The sequence below is a fragment of the Mycobacterium europaeum genome (assembly GCF_034555895.2).
Taxonomy (GTDB): domain Bacteria; phylum Actinomycetota; class Actinomycetes; order Mycobacteriales; family Mycobacteriaceae; genus Mycobacterium; species Mycobacterium europaeum.
Window position 1 is genome coordinate 3,763,460 of the sequence record NZ_CP157315.1, and the last position, 21,986, is coordinate 3,785,445.

The following is a 21,986-nucleotide window of genomic DNA, read 5'->3' on the forward strand; positions in this document are numbered from 1 at the left end:
ACGGCGATACGGTCGAAGCGGTGCTGCCTACTCGACGGTGACGGACTTGGCCAGGTTTCGCGGCTTGTCGACATCGTAACCGCGGGCCTGCGCCACCGACGCGGCGAACACCTGCAGCGGGATGGTCGACAGCAACGGCTGCAAAAGGGTTGACACCGAAGGGATTTCGATCAAGTGGTCGGCGTAGGGCCGCACGGTGTCGTCGCCTTCCTCGGCGATCACGATGGTGATCGCGCCGCGGGCCTGGATCTCACGGATGTTGGACAGCAGCTTGGAGTGCAGCGTGGCCTGCCCCTTGGGCGAGGGCATGACGACGATGACCGGCAGGTCGTCCTCGATCAGCGCGATCGGGCCGTGCTTGAGCTCGCCGGCGGCGAACCCCTCGGCGTGCATGTAGGCCAGTTCCTTGAGTTTCAGCGCGCCTTCCAGCGCCACCGGGTAGCCGACGTGGCGGCCCAGGAACAGCACGGTCGAGGACTGGGCGAACCGGTAGGCCAGCGCGGCCACCGGCTCGATCATCGCGAGCATCCGCGCGACCAGGTCCGGCATGGCCTCCAGCTCCTGGTACTCCCGCTCGACCTCGTCGGGGTACTTGGTGCCGCGGGCCTGCGCCAGCGCCAGGCCGACCAGATAGTTCGCGGTGATCTGCGCCAGGAACGTCTTGGTCGAGGCGACGCCGATCTCGGGGCCGGCGCGGGTGTAGAGGACGGCGTCGCACTCGCGCGGGATCTGCGAGCCGTTGGTGTTGCAGATGGCCAGCACCTTGGCCTTCTGCTCCTTGGCGTGCCGGACGGCCTCGAGGGTGTCGGCGGTTTCCCCGGACTGCGAGATGGCGACCACCAGGGTGCTGCGGTCCAGCACCGGGTCGCGGTAACGGAACTCGCTGGCCAGTTCCACCTCGACCGGCAGCCGGGTCCAGTGCTCGATGGCGTACTTGGCGAGCAGCCCGGAGTGATACGCGGTGCCGCAGGCGACGACGAAGACCTTGTCGATCTCGCGCAGCTCCTGGTCGGAGAGCCGCTGCTCGTCGAGCACGATCCGGCCGTCGACGAAATGCCCGAGCAGGGTGTCGGCCACCGCGGCCGGCTGCTCGGCGATCTCCTTGAGCATGAAGTACTCGTAGCCGCCCTTTTCCGCGGCGGCCAGGTCCCAGTCGATGTGAAACTCGCGGTACTCGACGTCGGGGTTGCCGTGGAAGTCGGTGATCCGGTAGCCGTCGGCGGTGAGCACCACGGCCTGGTCCTGGCCGAGTTCGACGGCGTTGCGGGTGTGCGGGATGAACGCGGCGACGTCGGAGCCGACGAACATCTCGCCGTCACCGATCCCGAGCACCAGCGGCGTGGAGCGGCGGGCGGCCACGATGGTGCCCGGCACGTCGGCGTTGGTGAACACCAGGGTGAAGTGGCCCTCCAGCCGGCGCAGCACCGCCAGCACCGAGGCGGCGAAGTCGCCCGCGGTCGCGCCGTGCCGATATGCCTGCGCCACCAGGTGCACCGCGACCTCGGTGTCGGTGTCGCTGGCGAATTCCACGCCCTGGGCCTCTAGTTCGTGGCGCAGGCTCGGGTAGTTCTCGATGATGCCGTTGTGGACGACGGCGATCTTGCCGGCGGCGTCGCGGTGCGGGTGCGCGTTGCGGTCGGTGGGGCGCCCGTGCGTGGCCCAGCGCGTGTGGCCCAGGCCGGTGGTGCCGGCCAGCGACTCCGGCGGCATGTGCGCGACCGCGTCCTCCAGATTGGCCAGCCGGCCGGCGCGGCGGCACACGGTCAGCATCCCGGCGCCGTTGACCAGTGCGATCCCCGAGGAGTCATAGCCGCGGTACTCCATCCGGCGCAGCGCGTCCATGACGACCTTGCAGGCGGGCTGCTGCCCGACGTAGCCGACAATTCCGCACATTCGAACCAGGGTAGTGCAGGCGGACCCCCAGCCCCGCACTCCGCGGTTGTGGTTAGCCCGCCCACCTGCACGGAAGGCCCGTTCAGAGCGACCCGCCCCGCGCTCGGCCTTCGGTCCGCCGCCGGGGTGGTACGGCGACCCCTCGGGGCCCGGGCACCGCTACGGGGACGGGGCCCGGCTGACGTGGTCGACACATCCGCCCGGCTTTCCACCGCACCGCCGCTGACCGTCCTCATGCCGTCTTCATAAAGAGGAGAGGCGTTTTTCACCTGATGTATTCGTGGCGTTTTCATCTGCGTCATCGCTCAAGCAATTCAGCTACTTAACATTCTGCTTATCGGCTCCGATGGCAACCGCCAGAGCCAGCAGAAAGGACAGATCGTTGACGCCCGCCTGATCGTCACCGGCTGGATGATCCACCCGGTTCAACAGCTAATATGCGCGCAGCGCAACCCAATCCTTAGAGCAATAACCGTTTATGACAGACATCAATGCCGATTGTCCAGCTATCCGGTAATCGCGTTTCTCACCGTCGTAATTAATTCGATTTGTTGCGGAAATTCGATGAACGCTTAAGCCACCGGATAGGCAACCGTTAATCGTTGTTAATCCGAAATTTCGCAGACCTTCAAGGGGAAAATCATGACTGCTGTTCTGTTCGACGATGTGGTGGCTCGTTCGTCCGCGCCCGCGCCGGGTCTGACGCTGGCTCCGGCGCCGCAACCGGCGCCCAAGCGGCGTCACCGCGAGCCGATCGGCGGCGGGGACCCGATGGTGGACGCGGCCGCCCGGTTGCTCAGCATCCCGCTGCGCCACATGTATGCGGCGCTCTGGCGGGTGGGCGTCATCGAGGTCAGGGCCTAGCGCCGATGCGCTAACGTCGACGCGTGGCCCGCACCCGCAAGCTGTTCGCAGCCCTCAGCCGCCGCGGCCCGCATCGGGTTCTGCGGGGTGACCTGGCCTTCGCCGGTCTGCCGGGCGTGGTGTACACCCCGGAGGCGGGGCTGGGACTGCCCGGGATCGCGTTCGGCCACGACTGGCTTACCCGGTCCGCCAACTATTCGGGTCTCCTCGAGCACCTGGCGTCGTGGGGCATCGTGGCCGGCGCCCCCGACACCGAACGCGGCCTGGCGCCTTCGGTCCTCAACTTCGCCTTCGACCTGGGCACCGCGCTGGACATCGTGTCCGGTGTGCGGCTCGGGCCGGGCAAGATCAGCGTGCACCCCGCCAAGCTGGGCGTCGTCGGGCACGGTTTCGGCGGCTCGGCCGCCGTGTTCGCCGCGGCCGGCATGCCGAACAAGCTGGCGGCGGCGGCCGCGTTGTTCCCCGCCGCCACCAGCCCCCCGGCCGAACAGCCGGCCGCGACGCTGAAGCTGCCCGGGTTGATCCTGACCGCGCCCGGGGATCCGCATTCGCTGAACTCCAACGCGCTGTCGCTGAGCCGCGCGTGGGACGCCGCCACGCTGCGCGTCGTGAGCAAGGCCCAGCCCGGCGGGCTGGTTGAGGGCCGGCGGCTGGCCAAGGCGTTCGGGCTGGCCGGCCCGCACCGGCGCACGCAGCGGACGGTGCGCGCGCTGCTGACCGGTTACCTGCTCGCCACGCTGGGCGGCGACAAGGCGTATCGCGAGTTCGCCGATCCCGACGCCCACCTGCCCAAGACCGATCCGCTGGATCCCGACGCGCCGCCGGTTGCCCTGGAAGAGAAGATCGTCGCGTTGTTGAAGTGACGCGGCAACGGGGTACTCGCCCACCGTGTCGACCGTCGAAGCGCTGTACGACCGCTGGATCACCGAGTTGTGGGCCGGACGGCCCGTCGCGTCCGAGATCGTCACCGACGACTTCGTGGGGCACTGGCCGGGCCGGGACGTGCACGGGCCGGAGGAACTTCAGCGGATCGTCGCCGAGACACGAAACATGTTCGCGGACTTGACGTTTGCCGTCGAGATCGGTCCGCTGCACGAGGGTGACCTGGTCGCGGGCCGATGGGTGGGCACGGGCCGCGGCCCCGACGGGCCGGTCTCCTTCACCGGCAACGACATCCTGCGCCTGGCCGGCGACGGCCGGCGGTTCGCGGAGTACTGGACGGGCACGTCGGCGGGCTGAGGCTGCCGCGTCCCCGCGGACGGCGGGCGCGGTCGTGGTATCTGTCGTTGATGCGAATCGGGATCGCCCTGGATTATTCGGGCGGATTTCATCAGGCCGTGGACCGCGTGGTCGAACTCGAGAAGGCCGGCATCGACATCGCCGTGGTGGCCGAGGCGTACGCCTTCGACGCGGTGAGCCAGCTCGGGTATCTGGCCGCCAAGACCACCACCGTCGAGCTGGCGTCGGGGGTGTTTCCCATCTACATCCGCACGCCCTCGCTGCTGGCGATGACGGCCGCGGGCCTGGACTACGTGTCCGACGGGCGCTTCCGGTTGGGGATCGGCACGTCCGGGCCGCAGGTGATTGAGGGCTTCCACGGCGTGGAGTTCGACGCCCCGCTGGGCCGCACCCGCGAGATCGTGGAGATCTGCCGCAAGGTGTGGCGCCGCGAGCGGCTGCAGCACGACGGCAAGCACTACCAGATCCCGTTGCCGCCCGACCGCGGAACGGGCTTGGGCAAGGCCCTGCAGCTTATCAATCACCCGGTGCGCGAACGTATCCCGATCACCATCGCCGCGCTGGGCCCGAAGAACGTCGAGTTGACCGCTGAGATCGCCGAGGGCTGGCAGCCCGTCTTCTACCTCCCGGAGAAGGCCGCGTCGGTATGGGGCGACGCGCTGGCGGCCGGGACCGCCAAGCGCGACCCGGCGCTGGGCCCACTGGACGTCATGGTGCACGCGTCGGTGGCCATCGGCGACGACGTCGACGAACGGCTGGCATGGGTCAAGCCGCAGCTGGGACTGTACCTGGGCGGGATGGGCGCCAAGGGCCGCAACTTCTACCACGCCCTGGCGACGCGTTACGGGTTCGGCGAGGTCGCCGACCGGATCCAGGAGCTGTACCTGTCCGGCCGCAAACGCGAGGCCATCGACGCGGTGCCCGACGAACTGGTGCGCGGCATGTCGCTGGTGGGCCCGCGCGGGTACGTCGCCGAACGCCTGGCCGCGTTCGCCGAGTCCGGCGTGACGACGCTGCTGCTCAGCCCCCTGGCCACCGACCGCGCCGAATCCGTGCGCTTCGTCGAGGACGTGCTGCGGCTGCGCCCCGCCTGAACGGTCACGGCCCCGCCTGCGGCAGCTGGTCCGCGGCGATTTCGCACGGCGTCTTCCCCTCGGTCGCCGCGGGGGCCGGCTCACCCGCCGCGGGCGCCGCAACCGGTGCGGGCCCGTCGATCGGTGGTGCAGCCGCCGGTGGCGGCTCCCCCTCTGCCGGCGCGGGCGCGTCCGCTGGCGGTGTTCCGTCCGCGGGCGCGTCCGCGGGGAGCGCCGCGTCGAGCGGTTGAGCCGCGCCGGGCTCGGCCACCTCGGTGTCGCCAGCGTCTTCCGCCTTCGCCGGCTCGTCATCGGTGTCGTCGGCGTCAAAGGGGTTGTCGTCGAAGGGTTTTCCCGCATCGAAGGGGTCGGTCGGTTCGGAGCCGTCGGCTACCGACCCGATCAGGCCACCGACCGCGTCGACGATCCTGCCGGCCAGCCCGAGGAGACCTGCACCGCCGCCGCTGCCGAGCCCGCTACCGATTCCGCCGCCCAGATCGCCCGCCGGCATGCCGGCCCCGTCCCCGAGCGCGGATCCCCAATCCGGTTGCGGGGTGGCGGGAACCGGAGACGGCGCAACGGTCGGCGCGGTCGGTGCCGGATCCGACGGCGGGCCCGGGGCGGCGGCAACGGGCGTGACCGCCGCGGGCGGCGAGGCGGGCGGGGCCGGCCGCAGGGGCTGGTAACCGGGCCCGAGTTCGCCGGGAGCTTCAAAGCGTGCGGCCGGGGCGGCCGCCATCCTCTCGGTGACCATGTCGTAGGAGGTCGCCACACCGTCGCGCGTCGAGCGCATCGTGGTCAGCCAGTCGTCGCGGATCTCGTTGTCCACGTAAGGCATCACCTGCTCACGCACCACCCCTTCGGCGGCTGGCCGATCCCCGGCCCCGGTCGTGACCGTCGCGGCGGCGGCCAGCCACGCCGGCCGTAGCGCCTGTGCGCGGTCGTCGACGGCGATGGCGGTCGCGACCTTCGAGTCGACCAGGTACCACAGGTTGTCGCGCAGTGATTCACACCGTTGCGCCGCCGCGCGCAGCTCGGTCGCCACCGCGCTGGCGGCGTCGCAGTGGCGCTCCACGAACCGGACGGCGGCGTCCCCGCCGGGCCCGGTCCACGCCGCGGACAGCTCGGCCACCTGGGCGCGCTGCATGCGCAGCGCGTCGAAGACCGCGTCGCCCGCGGCCCGCAACTCCGCGCAATCACGGTCGAGGGCGCGCAGGTCCAGACCCTCTTCGGTGTCGTACCAGTCGCGGACCTGCGAGGGATGCGCCGTGAGGTCGGGATGCTGGTAGCCGAGGGCGTGGCAGGCCCGCACGTAGCGCTCGGTGTGCTCGACCGCGGGCAGTCCTTCGGAGAGGCGCGCGGCGACGTTCAACCGGTCGGCCATGGTCAGGCGATCCGCGCCGCGGCATACAGTTCGGCGTCCGCGTACTGGTCGGCGCTCGCGCGCAGGGCGGCCGCGATCTCCACGGACGCGCGTGACCACTGCGCCACGTCGGCGGCCAGCCGCTCCAGCTCCGCGCGCAGCGCCTCGCCGTGGGCGGTGTGCGCCCGCCCGGCGCTGGCCCCACCGAAGGCGAGCCGGCCCAGGTGATCGCTGACGGCGCGGTCGATAATGTCGGCGGCGGCACAGAATTGGTCGGCGACTCGGTGCGTCGCCGGGACGTCGATCTCGGTGCGTGCCACGGTGGCCGGCCGTACTCCCCTGTCGAATCTCATGCCTAATCCGACGCCCGGGAACACGCCCGGGTTCCCGGGAGATTCAGCGCGCGGAGCTGACCGCCTCGGCGACCCGGCTCGCGACGCGCTGGGCGACGTGGGCCTCGGGCGCCTCCACCATGACCCGGATGACGGGCTCGGTTCCCGACGGCCGCAACAGGATTCGGCCGGTGTCGCCGAGTTCGGCCGCGGCGTCGTCGACCGCGGTGCGCACCGCGGGGGCCGCGGCGGCGATGTCCTTGTCGGCCACCCGGACGTTGATCAGCACCTGCGGCAGCGTCTGCATGGGCGCGGCCAGCTCGGTCAGCGACGAGCCGGTCTGCACCATGCGCGTCATCAACCGCAGCCCGGTGACGATGCCGTCGCCGGTGGAGCCCAGCGCCGGCATCACGATGTGACCGGACTGCTCGCCGCCCAGGCTGTACTCGCCGGCGCGCAGCTCCTCGAGGACGTAGCGGTCTCCGACGCCGGTGGTGCGCACGCTGATCCCGGCCGAGCGCATGGCCAGGTGCAGCCCGAGGTTGCTCATCACGGTGGCCACCAGCGTGTCCGAGGCCAGCTCGCCGGCCTCGCGCATCGCCAGCGCGAGCACGACCATGATCGCGTCGCCGTCGACGAGTTCGCCGTTGGCGTCGACGGCCAGGCAGCGGTCGGCGTCGCCGTCGTGGGCCAGGCCGAGGTCGGCCCGGTGCGCGATGACGGCGGCGCGCAGCGAATCCAGGTGGGTGGAGCCGCAGTTGTCGTTGATGTTCAGCCCGTTGGGCTCGGCGTTGATCGCGATGACCCGCGCGCCGGCCGCGCGGTAGGCGCGCGGCGCCACCGACGACGCGGCGCCGTGGGCGCAGTCGACCACCACGGTCAGGCCGTCGAGCCGCATCGTGCTGGCCTTGCTCAGGTGGCGCAGGTAGCGGTCGGCGGCGTCCTCGGCGTCGATGACCCGGCCGATCCCCGCGCCGACCGGCCGCAACCCGGCCTCGGCGGCCAGTAGCGCCTCGATCCGGTCCTCGGTGTCGTCGTCGAGCTTGCGGCCGCCGGGGCCGAAGATCTTGATGCCGTTGTCGGGCATCGGGTTGTGCGACGCGGAGATCATCACCCCGAAGTCGGCGTCATACGCGCCGGTCAGATAGGCCACCGCGGGGGTGGGCAGCACGCCGACCCGCAGCGCGTCGACGCCCTGGCTGGTCAGCCCGGCGATCACCGCGGCCTCCAGCATCTCGCCGCTGGCCCGGGGGTCGCGCCCGATCACGGCGACGCGCCGGCCCGGCCCACCCGCGCTGGCCAGGTGCCGCGCGGCCGCGGCGCCCAGCGCCAGCGCCAGCTCGGCGGTCAACTCCCGGTTGGCGACCCCACGGACACCGTCGGTGCCGAATAGTCGACCCATGCGGACAAACCTCTCACAATTGACGGTTCAGCACCTAACGTGCCCGTTCTTTTCTGACCGAAACGGGGCGCGTTTGCGCGCAGACACGCCGACGAAGGCGCGTGACTACCCCGTTTGAGGCCCCGTTTTGGCCAGAAAGTGATGTGGTTGATCAGCGCTTGCTGTACTGAGGCGCCTTGCGGGCCTTCTTCAGGCCGTACTTCTTGCGCTCGGTGGCCCGCGGGTCGCGGGTGAGGAATCCGGCCTTCTTCAGCGCGGGCCGGTCCTCGGGCTGCGCCAGGATCAGCGCCCGGGCGATGCCCAGGCGCAGCGCACCGGCCTGCCCCGACGGCCCGCCGCCGTGCAGCAGCGCGAAGATGTCGAAGCTCTCCAGCCGGTCGACGGTGACCAGCGGGGCCTTGATCAGCTGCTGATGCACCTTGTTGGGGAAGTAATCCTCCAGGCTGCGGCCGTTGAGGTCGAACTTGCCGGTGCCGGGGACCAGGCGCACCCGCACCACGGCCTCCTTGCGGCGGCCGACGGTCTGGATGGGCCGGTCGAAGACGAAGGAGTCGGCGGCCGCGGGCGCGGGCGCCTCGGCCGGGACGTCCGGGGTTTCCGGGGTCTCGGCGGTGGCCGTGGTGTCGTCCAGGGCCTCGGTCGTTTCGGTCACTGGGCCACCTGCTTGATCTCGTACGGAACCGGCTGCTGAGCGGCGTGCGGGTGCTCGGGGCCGGCGTAGACGTGGAGTTTGCGCTGGATCTGACGGCTGAGCTTGTTCTTGGGCAGCATGCCGACGATCGCCTTCTCGACGACCCGGTCGGGGTGCTTGTCCATCAGCTCGCCGATGCTGCGCGAGTGCAGGCCGCCGGGATACCCCGAGTGGCGGTAAGCCAGCTTGCTCTGCAGTTTGTCGCCGCTCAGGGCGACCTTGTCGGCGTTGATGACGATGACGAAGTCACCGCCGTCGACATTGGGGGCGAACGTCGGCTTGTGCTTGCCGCGCAGCAGGGTGGCTGCCGCGACGGCAAGGCGGCCAAGCACCACGTCCGTGGCGTCGATGACGTACCACGACCGCGTGGTGTCACCCGCCTTTGGCGCGTAGGTGGGCACAGCGCTTACCTTTTCTTTCTCGAGGTGGATCCCGGGTCGAGCCGGGTGCCGGTCAGGCGTTGGCGGTGGGTCCAAAAGGAAGGGTTCTCGGCGACCGACATTGACCCGAGTCCCGGCGTACCGCACGCCAACCGAGCAGCTTACCGATGCACGTCCCCGCAGGTCAAAACGACTGTGTGGTCCCAGCGGCTCTCCTCAAGTTGGACGGTTACACACAGAAGGCCTGCCGCCCGGATCGCCAGGTGGTGACCGGTTTCCGCCACCTTTGGCGTGTTGACGGCCGTCATGTTGGTCAGTACCGAGACGATGAGATCGCCGGGTGACGACGGTGTCGGTTCTGGGTACTGACGAAACTACAATGATTAGCTGAACTCGGCGTCACCGTTTGTACGCCAGGCACTGCTAACGAACTGGTTTGATCGCCCCAGCACGGGAGGCAACGTTGCCCGCAACACCTTTGGAGGGTCAGAACACGCCTGATGGCCGGACGCCCACCGAACACGACTGCGACCGGATCCTCTACTCCGATGAGTTGCGGCGACTCGGCGGCGTCACGCAGGTTGTGGCCGTGGGCGAAATCCCACTTTTTCACACGCGGCTTACACACACCCTAAAGGTGCAGCAGCTCTCCCGGCGGCTCGCAGAGCATTTGCAACGGGACGAAGCCCAGAAGGACAAGCTCGAGGCGGTCGGCGGAGTCGACGTCGCCGCCGCCGAGGCCGCTGGCCTGGCACACGATCTTGGCCACCCGCCGTTCGGCCACGTGGGGGAGGAAGAGCTCAACAAGCTGTGCGGGCCCCACGGGCTGGACGGCTTTGAAGGCAACGCCCAGACTCTGCGGATCCTTGCCAAGCTCGGTGCACACCCCAACATCGAGCAGGGCAAAGGGCTTGGCGTGTCGGACCGCACGCTACGAGCGGTCATCAAGTACCCGTATCAGCGCCACGGAAAGCACGAGCAGAGCGGCAAGTGGAATGCCTATCCGACCGAGTCCGACGTTTTCAACCGCGTCCGGGAAGGGCTGGGGGACGGTGAACGCTCCCTAGAGGCCGAAATCATGGACTGGGCCGACGATGTGACTTACGCTGTGCATGACCTTGAGGATTTTGTACGGGCACAACACATTCCGATCGGTCCGTTGATCCAGAATCCGACCGAGCGGTCGGAGTTCATCAACGCGTCCTGGAAGCGTGTCATGGACAAGATGCCCGAGGCGCAACGAGATCTCGTGGACCGAGAGACTGTCGTCGCAAACTTCAGCGCCGTCATGGCCGTCGCTTTCGGTAATGCCTACCCGCAGCGCGAGTTTCAGAACTCGCGGGAGGTCGCTCGCGGCTGCCGGTGGCTCATCGATCAGTTTGTATCCAGCGTTCGTGTCGGGGTCCGGCCTAACCCGCTGGATGTGCCTCCCACCATTCGGGCCGAGGTCGAGTTGTTCAAGCAGCTGACGTGGCACTATGTGATCCACGACCCACGACTCGCCACCCTGCAGGAAGGCCAGCGACAAGTGGTGATTGCCCTGTTCGAGAAGCTGCACCCCATCCTAGAGAAAGCGCACAAAGCCGGGGCTCTCAATCGTCTACCGCGACAACTGAAATGGGCGTTTGAGATAACTGGGGTTGAGGGGGGAAGCGACCGCTACCCTCACCCCGACGCTCGTTACGCCCGTGCGGTGGCTGACTTCATCGCTTCCCTGACTGAGGAGCAAGCAGTAGATCTGTACCAGCGCCTGGTTGGCACCGGCGGCAAGTCAGTGCTAGACCCCTGGATGCTGTACTAACTTTGCTCGGTGCTGAGAAGATGCAGTCGGCGGTCAGGTGTGAGAGCGATCAACCGTCTGCTGAACATCTCAAGCATCGCCGCACTTAGCGCCGGCACGGTGAGCCGGGTCCACAGCTCCTCGAGCACCTCGGGTAGGTAGATTCCTTCGGGATGGTCCGAAAGAACGTTGCGGATCTCTTTCTCGACGTATTCGTAGTCCTGACCGTGGCCACCTTCCCCGGCCAGTGGTGAAGCCGCGAAGCGCGGCGACGCGATCAAAGTGCTTGTCATGAGACCTCCGTACCCGCTCATGTCCGTTCTACACCAGTGCGGACGCACCCATACTGACTGGGTACACCGACAAAATTATGCTGAAACGCTGTAGCCCCAGCGTAACGAGACTGAAAAATCTCGCTTCGCTTGGACGATCAAAACAGAAAGTAGCCTGTTCCGGACTGGTTTTGATCGCCACTTCTATAACTTCTATTCCCAGGTAAGCGGCAGCCGCCTCTCAGGTTATCCATGGCAGGGCCTCAAATCAGTCGAGACCGGCCGCCCTCTCGTAGTCGCAGAAGGTCGGGGCAGTCGTACAACCGGGGCTCGCCAGGAGCTGCCGGTAATAATCGGCCATGGTGAGCGCAGGTCCGTCCTGGCTGCGCTCACGTCGGCGGCGGTCGCGCCGAACTATCTTGGGGTTGCTCATGTTGCGGTGCCTCCTCGGCTTTTCTGCCACCTGGCAGCGGCAGCCTTGCGGCCTGCCTCGCTACGGGTCATGGGCCGAGTGCGTCCTGGGGCTGAGTCCTCGTCTTCGTCCTCGTCGTCCTCAGGGGCCGGCAGGTCCAGTTGCTTGATCAGCGCCGCGAACTGCGCCCGGTACTGGCGGAGCTCGGTCAGCTCGGGGATCGCTACCTCCTGCCCCTTGCTTCCTTGGCAGCGAAGCGATTCGGCAGTATCCACGGCCCGCTGTAGCCGTGCCACGACATCAGCCGTACGGGCGGCCTGCTCGACCAGCATGAGCATGTCGAAGGTACGGATCTCGCACTCTGAAGTGATCTCCCGCCAGAAGCGCTTACCGGCTGCATTGAGGCCAGCCGGTGCGCGGGGGATCGGCCTCTGATCGTCGTTTTCGCCGGTTTCCGGCATGTTCCTACCTTCTTTCTGGGGCCTCGTGTTCGTTGCTGGGAAGGCTGGCGTGGTCGCCCAGCCGCCTTTGCTGGCCAGGGAGAACCGCAGTGCCGATGCGTCGCATCCGGTCCGGCATCCGCATTACGGACCGGTCGGGATGTGCGGGGGCAGGGATGCCCCCGTGGGGGTCTGCCTGCGGGTGCCGCCCACTCCGGGCGCCCGGCGGGGCAGTGCCCTGCCCACTGCCCCTGCCCGATGCCGGCCAGTGCCCTGTCCCTTTGGTCAGTGCAGCACCTAAACTCGCCCGGACTACCTACCGCCCGGCGGTCCCAGGTGGCGACGGCTTTGAATAGCGACTACATCCGCCGAGGATGTCTAGCAGCACCGAAAGTTGGCCGGCCGAGGCGCGGCGCAGGCACCGAATGTTGTGAACCTGCAGACGCGGAAGGCTCGTAGCGCCTACACCCATGGACTTGAGCCGAGGACCCACTTCACAGACTTCTCATTCTGGTTGTGCAGCGCGATCCGTTCAATATGGGAGGGCGTCCAGCCGCCTAACGGCTGTTGGTCCCTGAACAGCATGTCAGCAACGAGCTTGTTGGTCGGGAACGACAGGCCGGACCTCAGCGGTGCGTTGACGGTAATCACCAACGTCTTCGTGTTGACGCTGTCGTGGTCCTCCACGATTCTTCGCAGTTCGCCGCGCACATCGGTCTGCGTGACGGTTGCGTGGTATCCAACTGCCAACTCGAAGCCCATTCGGTCGTGGAATGGACTGGAGTACCACGGTGGCAGCGGAGTCCACGTGAAGAAAATCGACCTGTCCGATGACCACTGGATTACCTCAGATTCGTTCAAGGTTGGGTGCGAGGTAGCGGCGGCCATGGGGTCTCGGATGACCGGCTGTGATGTCCGCAATGCTGCGATTGCGCTTCCCAGGTTGGCTCGCCTTGGTGGCAGTCGCTCAGTTGGAGTCGCACCGGTTTGTCCGAAGTGCATGACCACAAGCAGCCCTCGGTGCTGCCGTACGTTTCCCCAATCTTCTTCTATAACCTTGTCCCTAAACGCCTCGAAGCTCTTCCAGCGTCCAACGATTGAGTTGGACCTGTCCACGCCGCAATCGGGCGGTAGCAACTGGGCGGCTTCGATGCCGAACTCTTGCTCGTCGACGTACGCGAGGACGTCTGGGGGGTCGTTGTGGTTCACGACTGAGGGGCTAGTGATCCGGCAACGGGCCACTGAGTCACGTAGGAACGCATCCACGTCTCGCGTTTCTTGCACCGGTTTGCTCACGGGGTTGGCCGTGATCTCGGGAAAGTCAAACGCGACGACCAACGCGGGTTCAGCTGGCCGGTCGTCGGTTTCGGTAGTCGTCCCGAACGCAGCCAAGCAGCGTGGGATGGCCGTTCCAGGCAGCGCCGTGAATGCCACACCCTTGATGGTCATGCTCGTCGACGGTGAGAAGAACGCGAAAGACGAGAACCCGACCTGTCCCTCTGTCACCCCAAGACCGTACGTCGCGGTACCGACACTTCAACCTCATCCCCCACGTTGATACCGACATCGAGAGCCAACGCGGATACCCGAGGATTGCCCGAGGGCATTGCTGCTTCCTCGGGCTGGCTCCGCTGCGGCGCCTTAGATCCGTCGTGGGTCATCGTGCGGGCTGACCGTTGATCGTGGAATTGCCTGCCCCGCCGATCGCCTGGCGCAGTAGTGCAGTGCCGTTCAAAGGCAGGGGGCCTGCGGTGTTGTGCCCGCCGATCGCCCGAGCCAGCCGCTGAGCCGGCGACAACTGCGCCTCGGCCTCCCGGGCTTCGCGCTCGGCCTTCTCGGCTTGGTACCGCTCTTGCCATTCGCGATCTTCTCGGAGGACCCGGAGCACTCGCTTGTCCCACGGCTCGTCGTCATCGTTGACGACTGCGCCGCTGATCACGCTGCGCTGTGCCAGCAGTTCGGCGAAGGCCTGGGCCGCTGGATCACCTTCCACGGTCTCCCGCTTCGCGGGGGTACGGCTCAGCCACTGTGCGAAGCTGCGTGCTGCGTTGGTCATGCCGCACCTGCTAGGCCATCGCAGATGGCCGACGCCACGGGCTCACCGCTGCGCGCGGTGCCGCGTATCGCATCCAGGTCGTTGGTCAAGCCTATGGGGGGTGCCGGCCTTTCGTAGCGTCGAGCCCAAAGCTTCTGGCGCTCTTCGATGCTGGCCGTCCACGGGGTTCCACCTTGCTCGATCACGGCAGCCTCGTAAGGCTGGCCGTAGTTCTCCCACCACGCTTCAAAGTCGCTCACGGGTACAAACTTTCCTATCGGTCGATGCAGAAAAGCCCCCAGCGATGAACTGGGGGCCTCTCCGAGGGTTTCTGCTAGATCAGGCGATGGCTCGGCGGTGCTCACGCTCCGCGTGGGCTCGGCCCCTGGCTTCGATGCCCGCCCTGATCTGCGCCGCCTCTTGTGGTGTGTTCAAGGCGAACTCGACGCCTTCACGTACCGCGACAACGTAGAGCGGATTGAGCTGGCCGTACCGCTTGGTCTGCGCGTTGTCCAGGTGTGAGAGCTGGCTGACACTGACCGGACGCAGCACTCGCGTAACCGGGTCGACCTGGCCCACACCGAGACCCGGCAACGATCTCAGCGAGGCAATCCAGTGGTCGAAACCGCCGATAACGGTCTGAGCCTGCGCGGCCCGCTGGTACTCACCCAGCACCGCCGGCCCCGCTTGCACGATTGCGGCGTCGGACAAGTCATCCGGCAGCCCTGACACGGCCTCGGTGAACTCCGATGCCGCGCGGTCGAACTCGGGGGTCACTTGCTCGATGACCCCGGGCACAGCCTCAGCTGCCTTCACCAGAACGTCTCGGGCTGCGGCGTTCACGGCGTCTTGCTTCGCTACATCGAGCGCGGACAAGTCCACCGCACCGACCCTGGATACCAGACCCAGCGTCGGCACGAGCTGCTCGGCGTACGAGCGGATCTTGGCCTCGGCGTTGGCCGGTGTGACGCCCGCCAGGTCGAACACGGGGCGGTGTCCCGGCTCGGCGCAGCGGATGGCGTCGAAAGTTTCGATCGCCGTGGCCAATTTCTTCGGGAACTTGATGCCGAGGTCGGTCCAGCGGGTGATGCCGTCCACGATGAATGCTTGATCAAACATGGTTCGTTCTCCTATTTCGGTACAGATGGAAAACCCGCCTGCCGGACGGCAGACGGGCGGTTGGGGATTCGGTTGGGATGTGCCGTCAGCGGCTCAGCGGTTCTCCCGTCTCCGCGTCCACGTACGTCACGAACGGGTCGAACGTGCCCGGCTCCGGCGGCCAGGGCCTGCCCTTGGGCCACACTTGCCTGGCGCACTCGGCCACGGGACCGGACTCCCACGGCTTCGGCTCGTCGGAGACGGCGGTCACCGACTGAACAAGGCTGAGCATCCCGTCCTCGCGGTACTCTTCCGGGTTCACAGGTTCAGGTTCACCACGAACAGATCCCACCTGAGCCGAGCTGTCGCTCGGCGACTGCGAGGCGAAGGGATCGGTAGCACCACGAAAACGATGAGTGGTGCTGTAGCACTGGGGAGATGACGAGACAGATTCCCAATCTGGCTCGGACTCCCTTTGTGGGTCGTCCTCCCCGGACCTGTCCGTCGGGCGGACAGGTTCCTCTTCACTCCTATGGTCGGAGTGCACTTCTGGTGCACTCCTCCCCTTCACTTCTACGGTGTCCGTCCCGTGGACAGGTACCTGTCCGTCTGGCGGGCATACCCCTGTCCGTTTGAGGGACAGGGTCTGTTCCTCGGTGAACGGGGCGTTGGTCATCCGCAGGTGCCACACCTCGCGGTCCCAGACGCGGTTGCCCTTCTCGCTGATCTTGTGGTGGACCTCCCGGACGAGCCAGCCTCGCTCCTCAAGCTCGGCCAAGGCGGGATACACCGTCTTCCGGTTGATCCCCAGGGCGTCGGCCACCGATGAGGCCGACTGGTGTCGCCCTTCGGCGTGCGACCAGACCTCCAACGCCACGGCCTTCGTGATCGCTGACAGCTTGCCGTCTCGGACGAGCCCCATCGGCAAAGCAGTGTTCAACAGATCCCTCACATTCCCTTGATGGCGGACTAGGTTGCGGTTCATGCGCCGCAGGCGGCCAGCTCAGCGCGGAGGCGTGCGGCCTCTTCGCGTGCTCTGTTGCGCTGTGTACGGGCGCGGGCTGCCTCCTGCCGCAGCTTGGCGATATACACGACGACCTCGGGGTCTAGTTTGGTCGCGTCGATCATGCGGCTTTCCTTTCGTTGACGGTGCACCCCCTGGGTGCCTCCGGTCGCGGCATGCCTTGTGCCGCAACAAAACCGCTCAGCGGAACGCTGACGGTTGGATCGAGACGAGCGTGCGTTAGCCCGCTAAGGCGGACTGAACTGCCTTCAAACGCCTACGGGCGTCCCGGCACGCATCGCGGTAACGCTTCTGCGCTTCACGCTGGCAGTGGATGCACCGGCCATTGGGCCGGCGATCCTGGGGGCCACGGTGAAGGTGGCGGGTACAAGCGATGGCGGGCATCTCGCCCCTCCTTTCATTGCGGACTATGGCTATTCGTTCGGGATAAAGAGAGAACCCCCGGCCCAGGAGGTAACCGGGGGTCCTCGACATGGCGGCGCTCACGGCGAGAGATTGGCACCGGGCAGCACGCCAGGAGGCTGGGCGCCACTGCCCGGGCCTTCACCAGTTACGGAATACTTCGGCGCAGTCATGCCCTCGGCAATTCCCACCTGTGTCCGTTGGCTGCGGTGTACCGGCGCCCGTGACCTTCGACGCCGGAACGTAGTCCCCGCGCATGGCGCAACTTAAGCCCTTTGTCCTCGGGGGGCGGCGGTGGCTCCTCGCCACGCTTCTCGGCTCGCCGGACGGCCCGCTTCCAGGCATTGCGTTCGTTGTCGGCCCACCTCTGGCAGTTCTCAGAGCAGTACTTTCGGGGATTGCCACGATTGCGCTCGTGTCCGTGCAACACCAACCACCGCAGCTCGCACCCGGAACACTCGCATTCATGGGTATCGCCAGTCGCGAAGCGACGCCTCTGGGCCGGGGTAAACCTTCGCCAGACTTCCAGTGGGGGCCGTACAGCCCCGTCCGCCATCGGCGGCACCTCGTCGTAGTAGGCGGGTGGGTCGAACTCGCAACGGTACTTCTCATGGCTGGCGTTTGGCGCTGGTAACGGCCCGCCGCAGTGGGCGCAGTGTGTACGCTTCGCTGTCTTCCATGGGCGGCTGCGCGGATCGTTGACGATGAATCCGTGGCCCGCTTCGACCAGTTGCCCAGTTGCGATCCGGTCGGCCGTCTGGTCGATCTGTATCGGGTCGCTGATGTCACCGGCTTCAAGCTTGGCGGCGTCGAACCGTGGCTTGGGAGCTAGATATGCCGGGCTGTCGTCTCTATCCGTGCCCATCTCCGGGCCATGCTTGGACTCGAACGGGTTGCGCTCGGGGTCAGCAAAGTCTCTACGTTCGTCCTCGGTCTCGTCGGTGAGCTCGCCGATGAGGACTTCGCGCCACGGTTCTCGGCCGCGCCGGCCTCTCCGCCCTTGGGTTGTCATCTGGCCGGCTCGGCGACGTTGGGATGTGGCTCGTATATTGACAATTCAGCCTCCCCAAAGATCATGTCAAGGTCGGCAAGGGTTCTCGCTTCGATCTGTACTGCCCCGTTCAGGTAGTCGAGGATCTGCTGATACAGCGGCTGGTGTTCTTGCACTCCTGCGCTCCGATACACCCACTGCCACGACTGGCCGGTATCCAGGTCGGTGATCCGACCTGTGTAAAGGAAGCAGGGCTCGCAAATGTCCATCGTGAGCGACCTGCCATCCAGCAGGTCGATAGTCGGGAGTTCGGGTGCGGTGTCAGCCGCCCCCCTGCTTCCAGTCATCGATTGGCCAGCCGTTCGCTCGGCGGCACGTACAACGACGCGATGGCCGAATCCGGGACGATGGCTGTGAAGGTGACTATCCCGTCATGGACTTTGACCGACCCCGGCTTAACCGGCACAAGCAACCCGTGCTCCTGGGCGGGCTCGGTGTCCAGAAATACACCCGAGACTTGCGAGTAGCTCGCTTTTGGATCGTTAATTTTCATTTGCGTTGCCTCTCTTGATGATTGGTTGGTAGCAGTTCGCTGCGCTGGCGCGGAGGTTGCTCGACTTGAGCGCTGTCATTGATTCCGTCGGCTGTACGTCGCACGCTCGGCTACCTCGCCTCCCGGCGATGCAGTACGTGGCCGCCACTGGCCCGTGTCCCGGGCTGGCCTTCGGGGGTACGGCCTGCCGGGATTGGTCATCCCGGCGGTTCCTCGCCTCCGTCGTCGTCGCTGACTCTCGAACTAAAACACGATGCCAACCTGTTTGTCAAACCGTCACGACATACCGGTTGGGTATTGTGTTACGATCTGGCTATGCTCGATTGGGACGAGATACGGATTCCACAACAGATCGGCGGCTGGACAGTCGAGATGTATTGGAAAGAGGACGAAATACAGGGTGGGCCAATAAAGCTCGTCGTCCGACCAACTGATGAGGAGAACGTCCCCCCAGGCGGCATCTCCAGCACAGTGCTTCGGGAGATCGACTTCCGAACGGGTGCCGCTGACGCCCGCATGAAACTGGCTGCGGAGGATCGTGCCTATGCCCAGACCACCAAGAGACCGCTACAGGTGTCGATGCCGCTTCTGAAGTCGATCTTGGATATGGGCGGGATCACTGATGTCTACCTAGTGTTACTGGCGGCTGAGTACGTGGGACGGGTGGCCGATGGTGAGGCGAAGCCTGTTGACCACATCGCAGAAGAACTGGGGAAGTCGCCCGGTACCGTTAAAAACCACCTATGGCAGGCACGTAACCGTGGGCTGCTCAAAGGCGGCTCTGCGGGCCGTAAGGGTGGATACGTTCCCCCGGAGGCAGCGCAGATTGCTATCGACTTCTTAGACGAGGCGAACAACGCCCTGGAGGATTCTCAATTAGGCTGAAACTTGACGCGGAACGAGCTCGCCCGCGCGCGTTGACCACACTCTCCCCATTGGCGAAAGCGGCGGTCCCCCAGTGCCGTAGGCGTTAGAATCGGCGATGTCTATGAAGAAGTTTGCCGCATATATCGTGGCGTCTGCGCTTCTCGGTTGTCCACTGGCCACTGCAGAGCCGTCTGGCGCTCAGCAGTCGCGGCTATTCCCCGGGGTTTTTGTACCTGCCAGCGCGGAACTAGAACCGTCAGAAGACACAGCGGCTGGTGCCGAACGGTGGGATATCCGCCTCGCATACCGCGATGCGGTCACGCAAGAAACAGCCTTGTTGCCCATAGGAAAACCCTTGAGTGGTTTGCCTTGGTGTCGGACTCAAGTGGATAGGGACGATGTCATGTGGATATGGGGCAAAGGCCCCAATGCACTCATCGTGGGGGTGAACACGATTACCTCCGATATGTCCGACATAGTTGTTCGGGGCGGCACGAATGTGGCAGGCGGGTCTGCTTACGCCTACGATTGCCCCGGCTAAGGTTCCCAGGACAGCTCTGCCGGAACCGGACGGATCTCGACCGCGTCTAACCCGGCATGGACGATTACGAACGAGAAGTGATACGGGCCGAGGGGTACGACCCCGAGGATCTGGCCGTGCGAGCGGCGATTGACCTCGTGCGCTGGGAGCTGGAGCTCTGCGCCCGCCAACGGGCGTAGGCCGTCAACGCGCTTAAGATTGCCTGCGTGGACCTACGCCGCATCCAACTCGCAGTTGACCAGCTACGCCACGCCGACCACGACTACCGGAGGGCCCGTGATATCCGAGCCGAGGGGCTCGCCGACGCAGGCCATGCCGACGACGATTTCGCCGAGGCTGCTGATGTTTTGCTCAGGTGCTTGAGCACGGCAGTTACCGTAATCGGCGAAGAACTCACGAATACCGGCCCATCTAGCCTGAATTGAACGACGAAGCTGCGAGCCATTCCTGACCCAGGCCAGCAGTCACCCTTGCGACCTATTGCTACGGGTAGCGCAGCTCAAGCACATGCTCCTCGCCGTCCTGGTGATTGGCAGCCAGGACCGGCTCCAGAAAGCCCAACGCGATCAGCTCCTCAACGGAGTCCGTGACGGACTCGGGTCGGCCCTTTGAACCCCCGCGTCCCCGCTGGCAAGGGCCGTCGCCACGACAAGATCGGTGTTGAGGGTCTCGGGGTGAGCGTCGATGGCCATGAGCCATGCGGCGGTGTTGACGCCACCACCGGTGGATGGTGGCTCTAGCCGGCTCCCGTGCTGCGTCACAGCAGGCATTGGTCAGGCATTCTTCGGATCGGTTCGTCCATGAGTTTCGGTCCTCACCTCTCGATGCGACCCCGGACATCCGAGGGAATGTTCAGGTGGCAGTACAGGTCTTTGCCTAGGCCCCCCGCCACGGCTGCGCGGATGCCCGAGTCGAGCAGCAACGCTCGACGTTCGGCAACATCCATCCGCTGCCATGCCTGACCCCACGTCTCGCCTACGTCGCGCCACTGGAACCCCGAGGGCTCTGTGGGCAGGGCTGCCAATTCCGTTCGACGGGCAGTGAGCCGCTGTAGGCGCTCGAAATACTCGTCCTCCGTGCCGTCGTAGAGGCCGAGGTCAAGCTCTTTCCTGGCGGTTCTCAGGGCCGTTTGGATGGCCTCTAGGGCCTCGGTATGGTCCGAGCCTTGGACGTACACCCGCTCACGGCGGGGCACGTCCCCGATCTCTCGGAGCAGGTGCTCTTCCACTAGCTCTAGGACGATGTCGGAGCGGACCGCCGACGAAGCACAACGCCGGGAACGATCCGAGCATCGGTAGTACGAATACTCGCGGTCTGGCATCCGCTGCGCGTATACGGCGGCACCGCACAAAGGACAGCCGCACGAGCGGCTTTCCGTGCGCTGGCAGTCGGGTTGATGTCTGATGCCGTGGCAAGTGAGCACCCCGGACAGCTGGTTTTGGTTCCGCTCGCCGGTCCTGATCGACCGGGAGCTGAGGGAGGTCTGGATCCTGGCCCACTCGTCGGTGGTCACCAAAGGTTCCCCACGCTGGACCGGCAGCCCGTCCTGGTCGACGACCAACCGGCCCTTGTGCTCATGCTGCCCGAGCAAGGCCCGGTTGCGGAGGATGGACAACACTGACTGGACATGCCAAGATCCGCCCTTGCGGGTCGTGAAACCGGCCGCGTTCAACGCAGACGCAATCGAGCGCGCGGATTCGTGGGCCAGTGCCCTGGGAAGTATCTCCTCCCGCAAGATGCGCTTCTCGGCTTCGTTGTGGACCAGATACCAGCCGTCTTGTCGCTTCTCAGGCGAGAACCCGTAAGGCACTCCTGCACCGTGCCAGCGCCCGAGCTGGCGCAGCTTGGCCTGCGAGCTGAGGTTGCGTTCGCGGATGGCCTCCAGTTCCCCCTCGGCCACGCCAGCGATGACGTTGGCGACAAGCCGGCCGATCCACGTCGACAGGTCAATGGACTCCGAGACCGACGCCAAGGTCTTGCCGTGCTCTTGTATGAACCCGAATAGCCGGTTGAGCGGGATCACCCTGCGGGACAAGCGATCCAACCTGTAGGCCACGAGGGCATCCCACTCTTTCAACCGGGCAGGGGCCAACCACGGTCCCAGCCCCGGGGTATCGAACGGATCGACCGAGCCAGAGACGCCGGAGTCAATGGCCCATCCGACGATGGTGTGCCGATGCAGCGCGGACCACTGTTCGATGTCCTCGCGCTGGCGCTCGATGCTGGTTCCGGTCTCACCCGCTTCACGGGAGAGACGGATACGGCCCAGCACCCGGAGAGATTGCTCGGGGCTCTCCTGGATTCCTGGTCGCATCGGCTGAGTGTATAACCGTC

24 protein-coding genes and 1 pseudogene are annotated in these 21,986 nt (G+C 66.2%); 7 read left to right on the forward strand and 18 right to left on the reverse strand.

Annotation, left to right across the window (positions count from 1 at the left end; all coding sequences use genetic code 11):
* Positions 1–27: 27 nt before the first annotated feature.
* A complete protein-coding gene (glmS, locus tag U8D42_RS17180) occupies positions 28–1,893 on the reverse strand; it encodes a glutamine--fructose-6-phosphate transaminase (isomerizing) (RefSeq protein ID WP_085242169.1) in 1,866 nt (621 codons plus the stop codon).
* 642 nt (positions 1,894–2,535) lie between these two features.
* Between glmS and U8D42_RS17185 the strand changes: the two genes are divergently transcribed.
* From U8D42_RS17185 to U8D42_RS17200, 4 genes are read left to right on the forward strand one after another with little or no spacing between them, the layout of a single operon-like run.
* Positions 2,536–2,757 carry an Rv1535 family protein gene (locus U8D42_RS17185; RefSeq protein WP_085242168.1) on the forward strand — a complete coding sequence of 74 codons (222 nt, stop codon included), beginning with the start codon at positions 2,536–2,538 and terminating at the stop codon, positions 2,755–2,757.
* A 23-nt stretch (positions 2,758–2,780) separates the two neighbouring features.
* Positions 2,781–3,620: a dienelactone hydrolase family protein gene (locus U8D42_RS17190; protein ID WP_090422739.1), complete on the forward strand. Its 840-nt coding sequence runs from the start codon at positions 2,781–2,783 to the stop codon at positions 3,618–3,620.
* A 25-nt stretch (positions 3,621–3,645) separates the two neighbouring features.
* The gene (locus U8D42_RS17195) at positions 3,646–3,996 is read left to right on the forward strand and encodes a nuclear transport factor 2 family protein (RefSeq protein ID WP_322859559.1); all 351 of its coding nucleotides are present in this window, start codon (positions 3,646–3,648) and stop codon (positions 3,994–3,996) included.
* Between the two features lie 50 nt (positions 3,997–4,046).
* A complete protein-coding gene (locus tag U8D42_RS17200; protein WP_322859558.1) occupies positions 4,047–5,090 on the forward strand; it encodes an LLM class F420-dependent oxidoreductase in 1,044 nt (347 codons plus the stop codon).
* A gap of 4 nt (positions 5,091–5,094) precedes the next feature.
* Here the strand turns inward: U8D42_RS17200 and U8D42_RS17205 are convergent, their stop codons facing one another.
* The 5 genes from U8D42_RS17205 to rplM form a co-directional block, all read right to left on the reverse strand.
* Positions 5,095–6,453 (reverse strand): hypothetical protein, encoded by a 1,359-nt coding sequence (locus U8D42_RS17205; RefSeq protein ID WP_322859557.1) that lies wholly within the window; start codon positions 6,451–6,453, stop codon positions 5,095–5,097.
* A gap of 2 nt (positions 6,454–6,455) precedes the next feature.
* A complete protein-coding gene (locus U8D42_RS17210) occupies positions 6,456–6,785 on the reverse strand; it encodes a type VII secretion target (protein WP_322859556.1) in 330 nt (109 codons plus the stop codon).
* Between the two features lie 43 nt (positions 6,786–6,828).
* Positions 6,829–8,166 carry a phosphoglucosamine mutase gene (glmM, locus tag U8D42_RS17215; protein WP_322859555.1) on the reverse strand — a complete coding sequence of 446 codons (1,338 nt, stop codon included), beginning with the start codon at positions 8,164–8,166 and terminating at the stop codon, positions 6,829–6,831.
* Between the two features lie 151 nt (positions 8,167–8,317).
* Complete coding sequence (gene rpsI, locus U8D42_RS17220) at positions 8,318–8,797, reverse strand: 30S ribosomal protein S9 (RefSeq protein WP_090423388.1); 480 nt, start codon at positions 8,795–8,797, stop codon at positions 8,318–8,320.
* Between the two features lie 17 nt (positions 8,798–8,814).
* A complete protein-coding gene (gene rplM, locus U8D42_RS17225) occupies positions 8,815–9,258 on the reverse strand; it encodes a 50S ribosomal protein L13 (RefSeq protein ID WP_085242160.1) in 444 nt (147 codons plus the stop codon).
* Between the two features lie 442 nt (positions 9,259–9,700).
* On the opposite strand from rplM, the gene U8D42_RS17230 reads away from it, so the two are divergent.
* A complete protein-coding gene (locus U8D42_RS17230; RefSeq protein ID WP_322859554.1) occupies positions 9,701–11,038 on the forward strand; it encodes a deoxyguanosinetriphosphate triphosphohydrolase family protein in 1,338 nt (445 codons plus the stop codon).
* On the opposite strand, the gene U8D42_RS17235 is transcribed toward U8D42_RS17230, so the two are convergent.
* The 11 genes and pseudogenes from U8D42_RS17235 to U8D42_RS17280 all read right to left on the reverse strand — a co-directional run bounded on the left by U8D42_RS17235 (position 11,035) and on the right by U8D42_RS17280 (position 18,244).
* Entirely contained in the window at positions 11,035–11,310 is a 276-nt protein-coding gene (locus U8D42_RS17235; protein ID WP_322859553.1) for a hypothetical protein, read from the reverse strand. The genes U8D42_RS17230 and U8D42_RS17235 overlap by 4 nt on opposite strands.
* 408 nt (positions 11,311–11,718) lie before the next feature.
* Positions 11,719–12,162, reverse strand: coding sequence for a hypothetical protein (locus tag U8D42_RS17240; RefSeq protein ID WP_322859552.1), 444 nt, complete (start codon positions 12,160–12,162; stop codon positions 11,719–11,721).
* Between the two features lie 441 nt (positions 12,163–12,603).
* Positions 12,604–13,647 carry a hypothetical protein gene (locus U8D42_RS17245; protein ID WP_322859551.1) on the reverse strand — a complete coding sequence of 348 codons (1,044 nt, stop codon included), beginning with the start codon at positions 13,645–13,647 and terminating at the stop codon, positions 12,604–12,606.
* A gap of 151 nt (positions 13,648–13,798) precedes the next feature.
* A complete protein-coding gene (locus U8D42_RS17250; protein WP_322859550.1) occupies positions 13,799–14,197 on the reverse strand; it encodes a hypothetical protein in 399 nt (132 codons plus the stop codon).
* Positions 14,194–14,436: a hypothetical protein gene (locus tag U8D42_RS17255; protein WP_322859549.1), complete on the reverse strand. Its 243-nt coding sequence runs from the start codon at positions 14,434–14,436 to the stop codon at positions 14,194–14,196. The genes U8D42_RS17250 and U8D42_RS17255 overlap by 4 nt, the downstream gene beginning before the upstream one ends.
* 79 nt (positions 14,437–14,515) lie before the next feature.
* Positions 14,516–15,295 carry a hypothetical protein gene (locus U8D42_RS17260; RefSeq protein ID WP_322859548.1) on the reverse strand — a complete coding sequence of 260 codons (780 nt, stop codon included), beginning with the start codon at positions 15,293–15,295 and terminating at the stop codon, positions 14,516–14,518.
* Between the two features lie 85 nt (positions 15,296–15,380).
* The gene (locus U8D42_RS17265) at positions 15,381–15,596 is read right to left on the reverse strand and encodes a hypothetical protein (protein WP_322859547.1); all 216 of its coding nucleotides are present in this window, start codon (positions 15,594–15,596) and stop codon (positions 15,381–15,383) included.
* A 486-nt stretch (positions 15,597–16,082) separates the two neighbouring features.
* Positions 16,083–16,259 (reverse strand): annotated as a pseudogene (locus U8D42_RS29385) (hypothetical protein); the annotation flags it as partial.
* Complete coding sequence (locus U8D42_RS17270) at positions 16,256–16,402, reverse strand: hypothetical protein (RefSeq protein ID WP_322859546.1); 147 nt, start codon at positions 16,400–16,402, stop codon at positions 16,256–16,258. The gene U8D42_RS17270 and the pseudogene U8D42_RS29385, both read right to left, overlap by 4 nt.
* A 1,306-nt stretch (positions 16,403–17,708) precedes the next feature.
* Positions 17,709–18,038 (reverse strand): hypothetical protein, encoded by a 330-nt coding sequence (locus U8D42_RS17275; RefSeq protein ID WP_322859545.1) that lies wholly within the window; start codon positions 18,036–18,038, stop codon positions 17,709–17,711.
* Positions 18,035–18,244 (reverse strand): hypothetical protein, encoded by a 210-nt coding sequence (locus U8D42_RS17280; protein WP_322859544.1) that lies wholly within the window; start codon positions 18,242–18,244, stop codon positions 18,035–18,037. The genes U8D42_RS17275 and U8D42_RS17280 overlap by 4 nt, the downstream gene beginning before the upstream one ends.
* Positions 18,245–18,559: 315 nt before the next feature.
* Here U8D42_RS17280 and U8D42_RS17285 point away from each other — a divergent pair, with 315 nt between their 5' ends.
* Both U8D42_RS17285 and U8D42_RS17290 read left to right on the forward strand, forming a co-directional pair.
* Entirely contained in the window at positions 18,560–19,129 is a 570-nt protein-coding gene (locus tag U8D42_RS17285) for a hypothetical protein (protein WP_322859543.1), read from the forward strand.
* A gap of 579 nt (positions 19,130–19,708) precedes the next feature.
* Positions 19,709–19,831, forward strand: coding sequence for a hypothetical protein (locus U8D42_RS17290; protein WP_322859542.1), 123 nt, complete (start codon positions 19,709–19,711; stop codon positions 19,829–19,831).
* A 635-nt stretch (positions 19,832–20,466) separates the two neighbouring features.
* Here the strand turns inward: U8D42_RS17290 and U8D42_RS17295 are convergent.
* Positions 20,467–21,966 carry a recombinase family protein gene (locus tag U8D42_RS17295; RefSeq protein WP_322859541.1) on the reverse strand — a complete coding sequence of 500 codons (1,500 nt, stop codon included), beginning with the start codon at positions 21,964–21,966 and terminating at the stop codon, positions 20,467–20,469.
* Positions 21,967–21,986 lie beyond the last annotated feature (20 nt).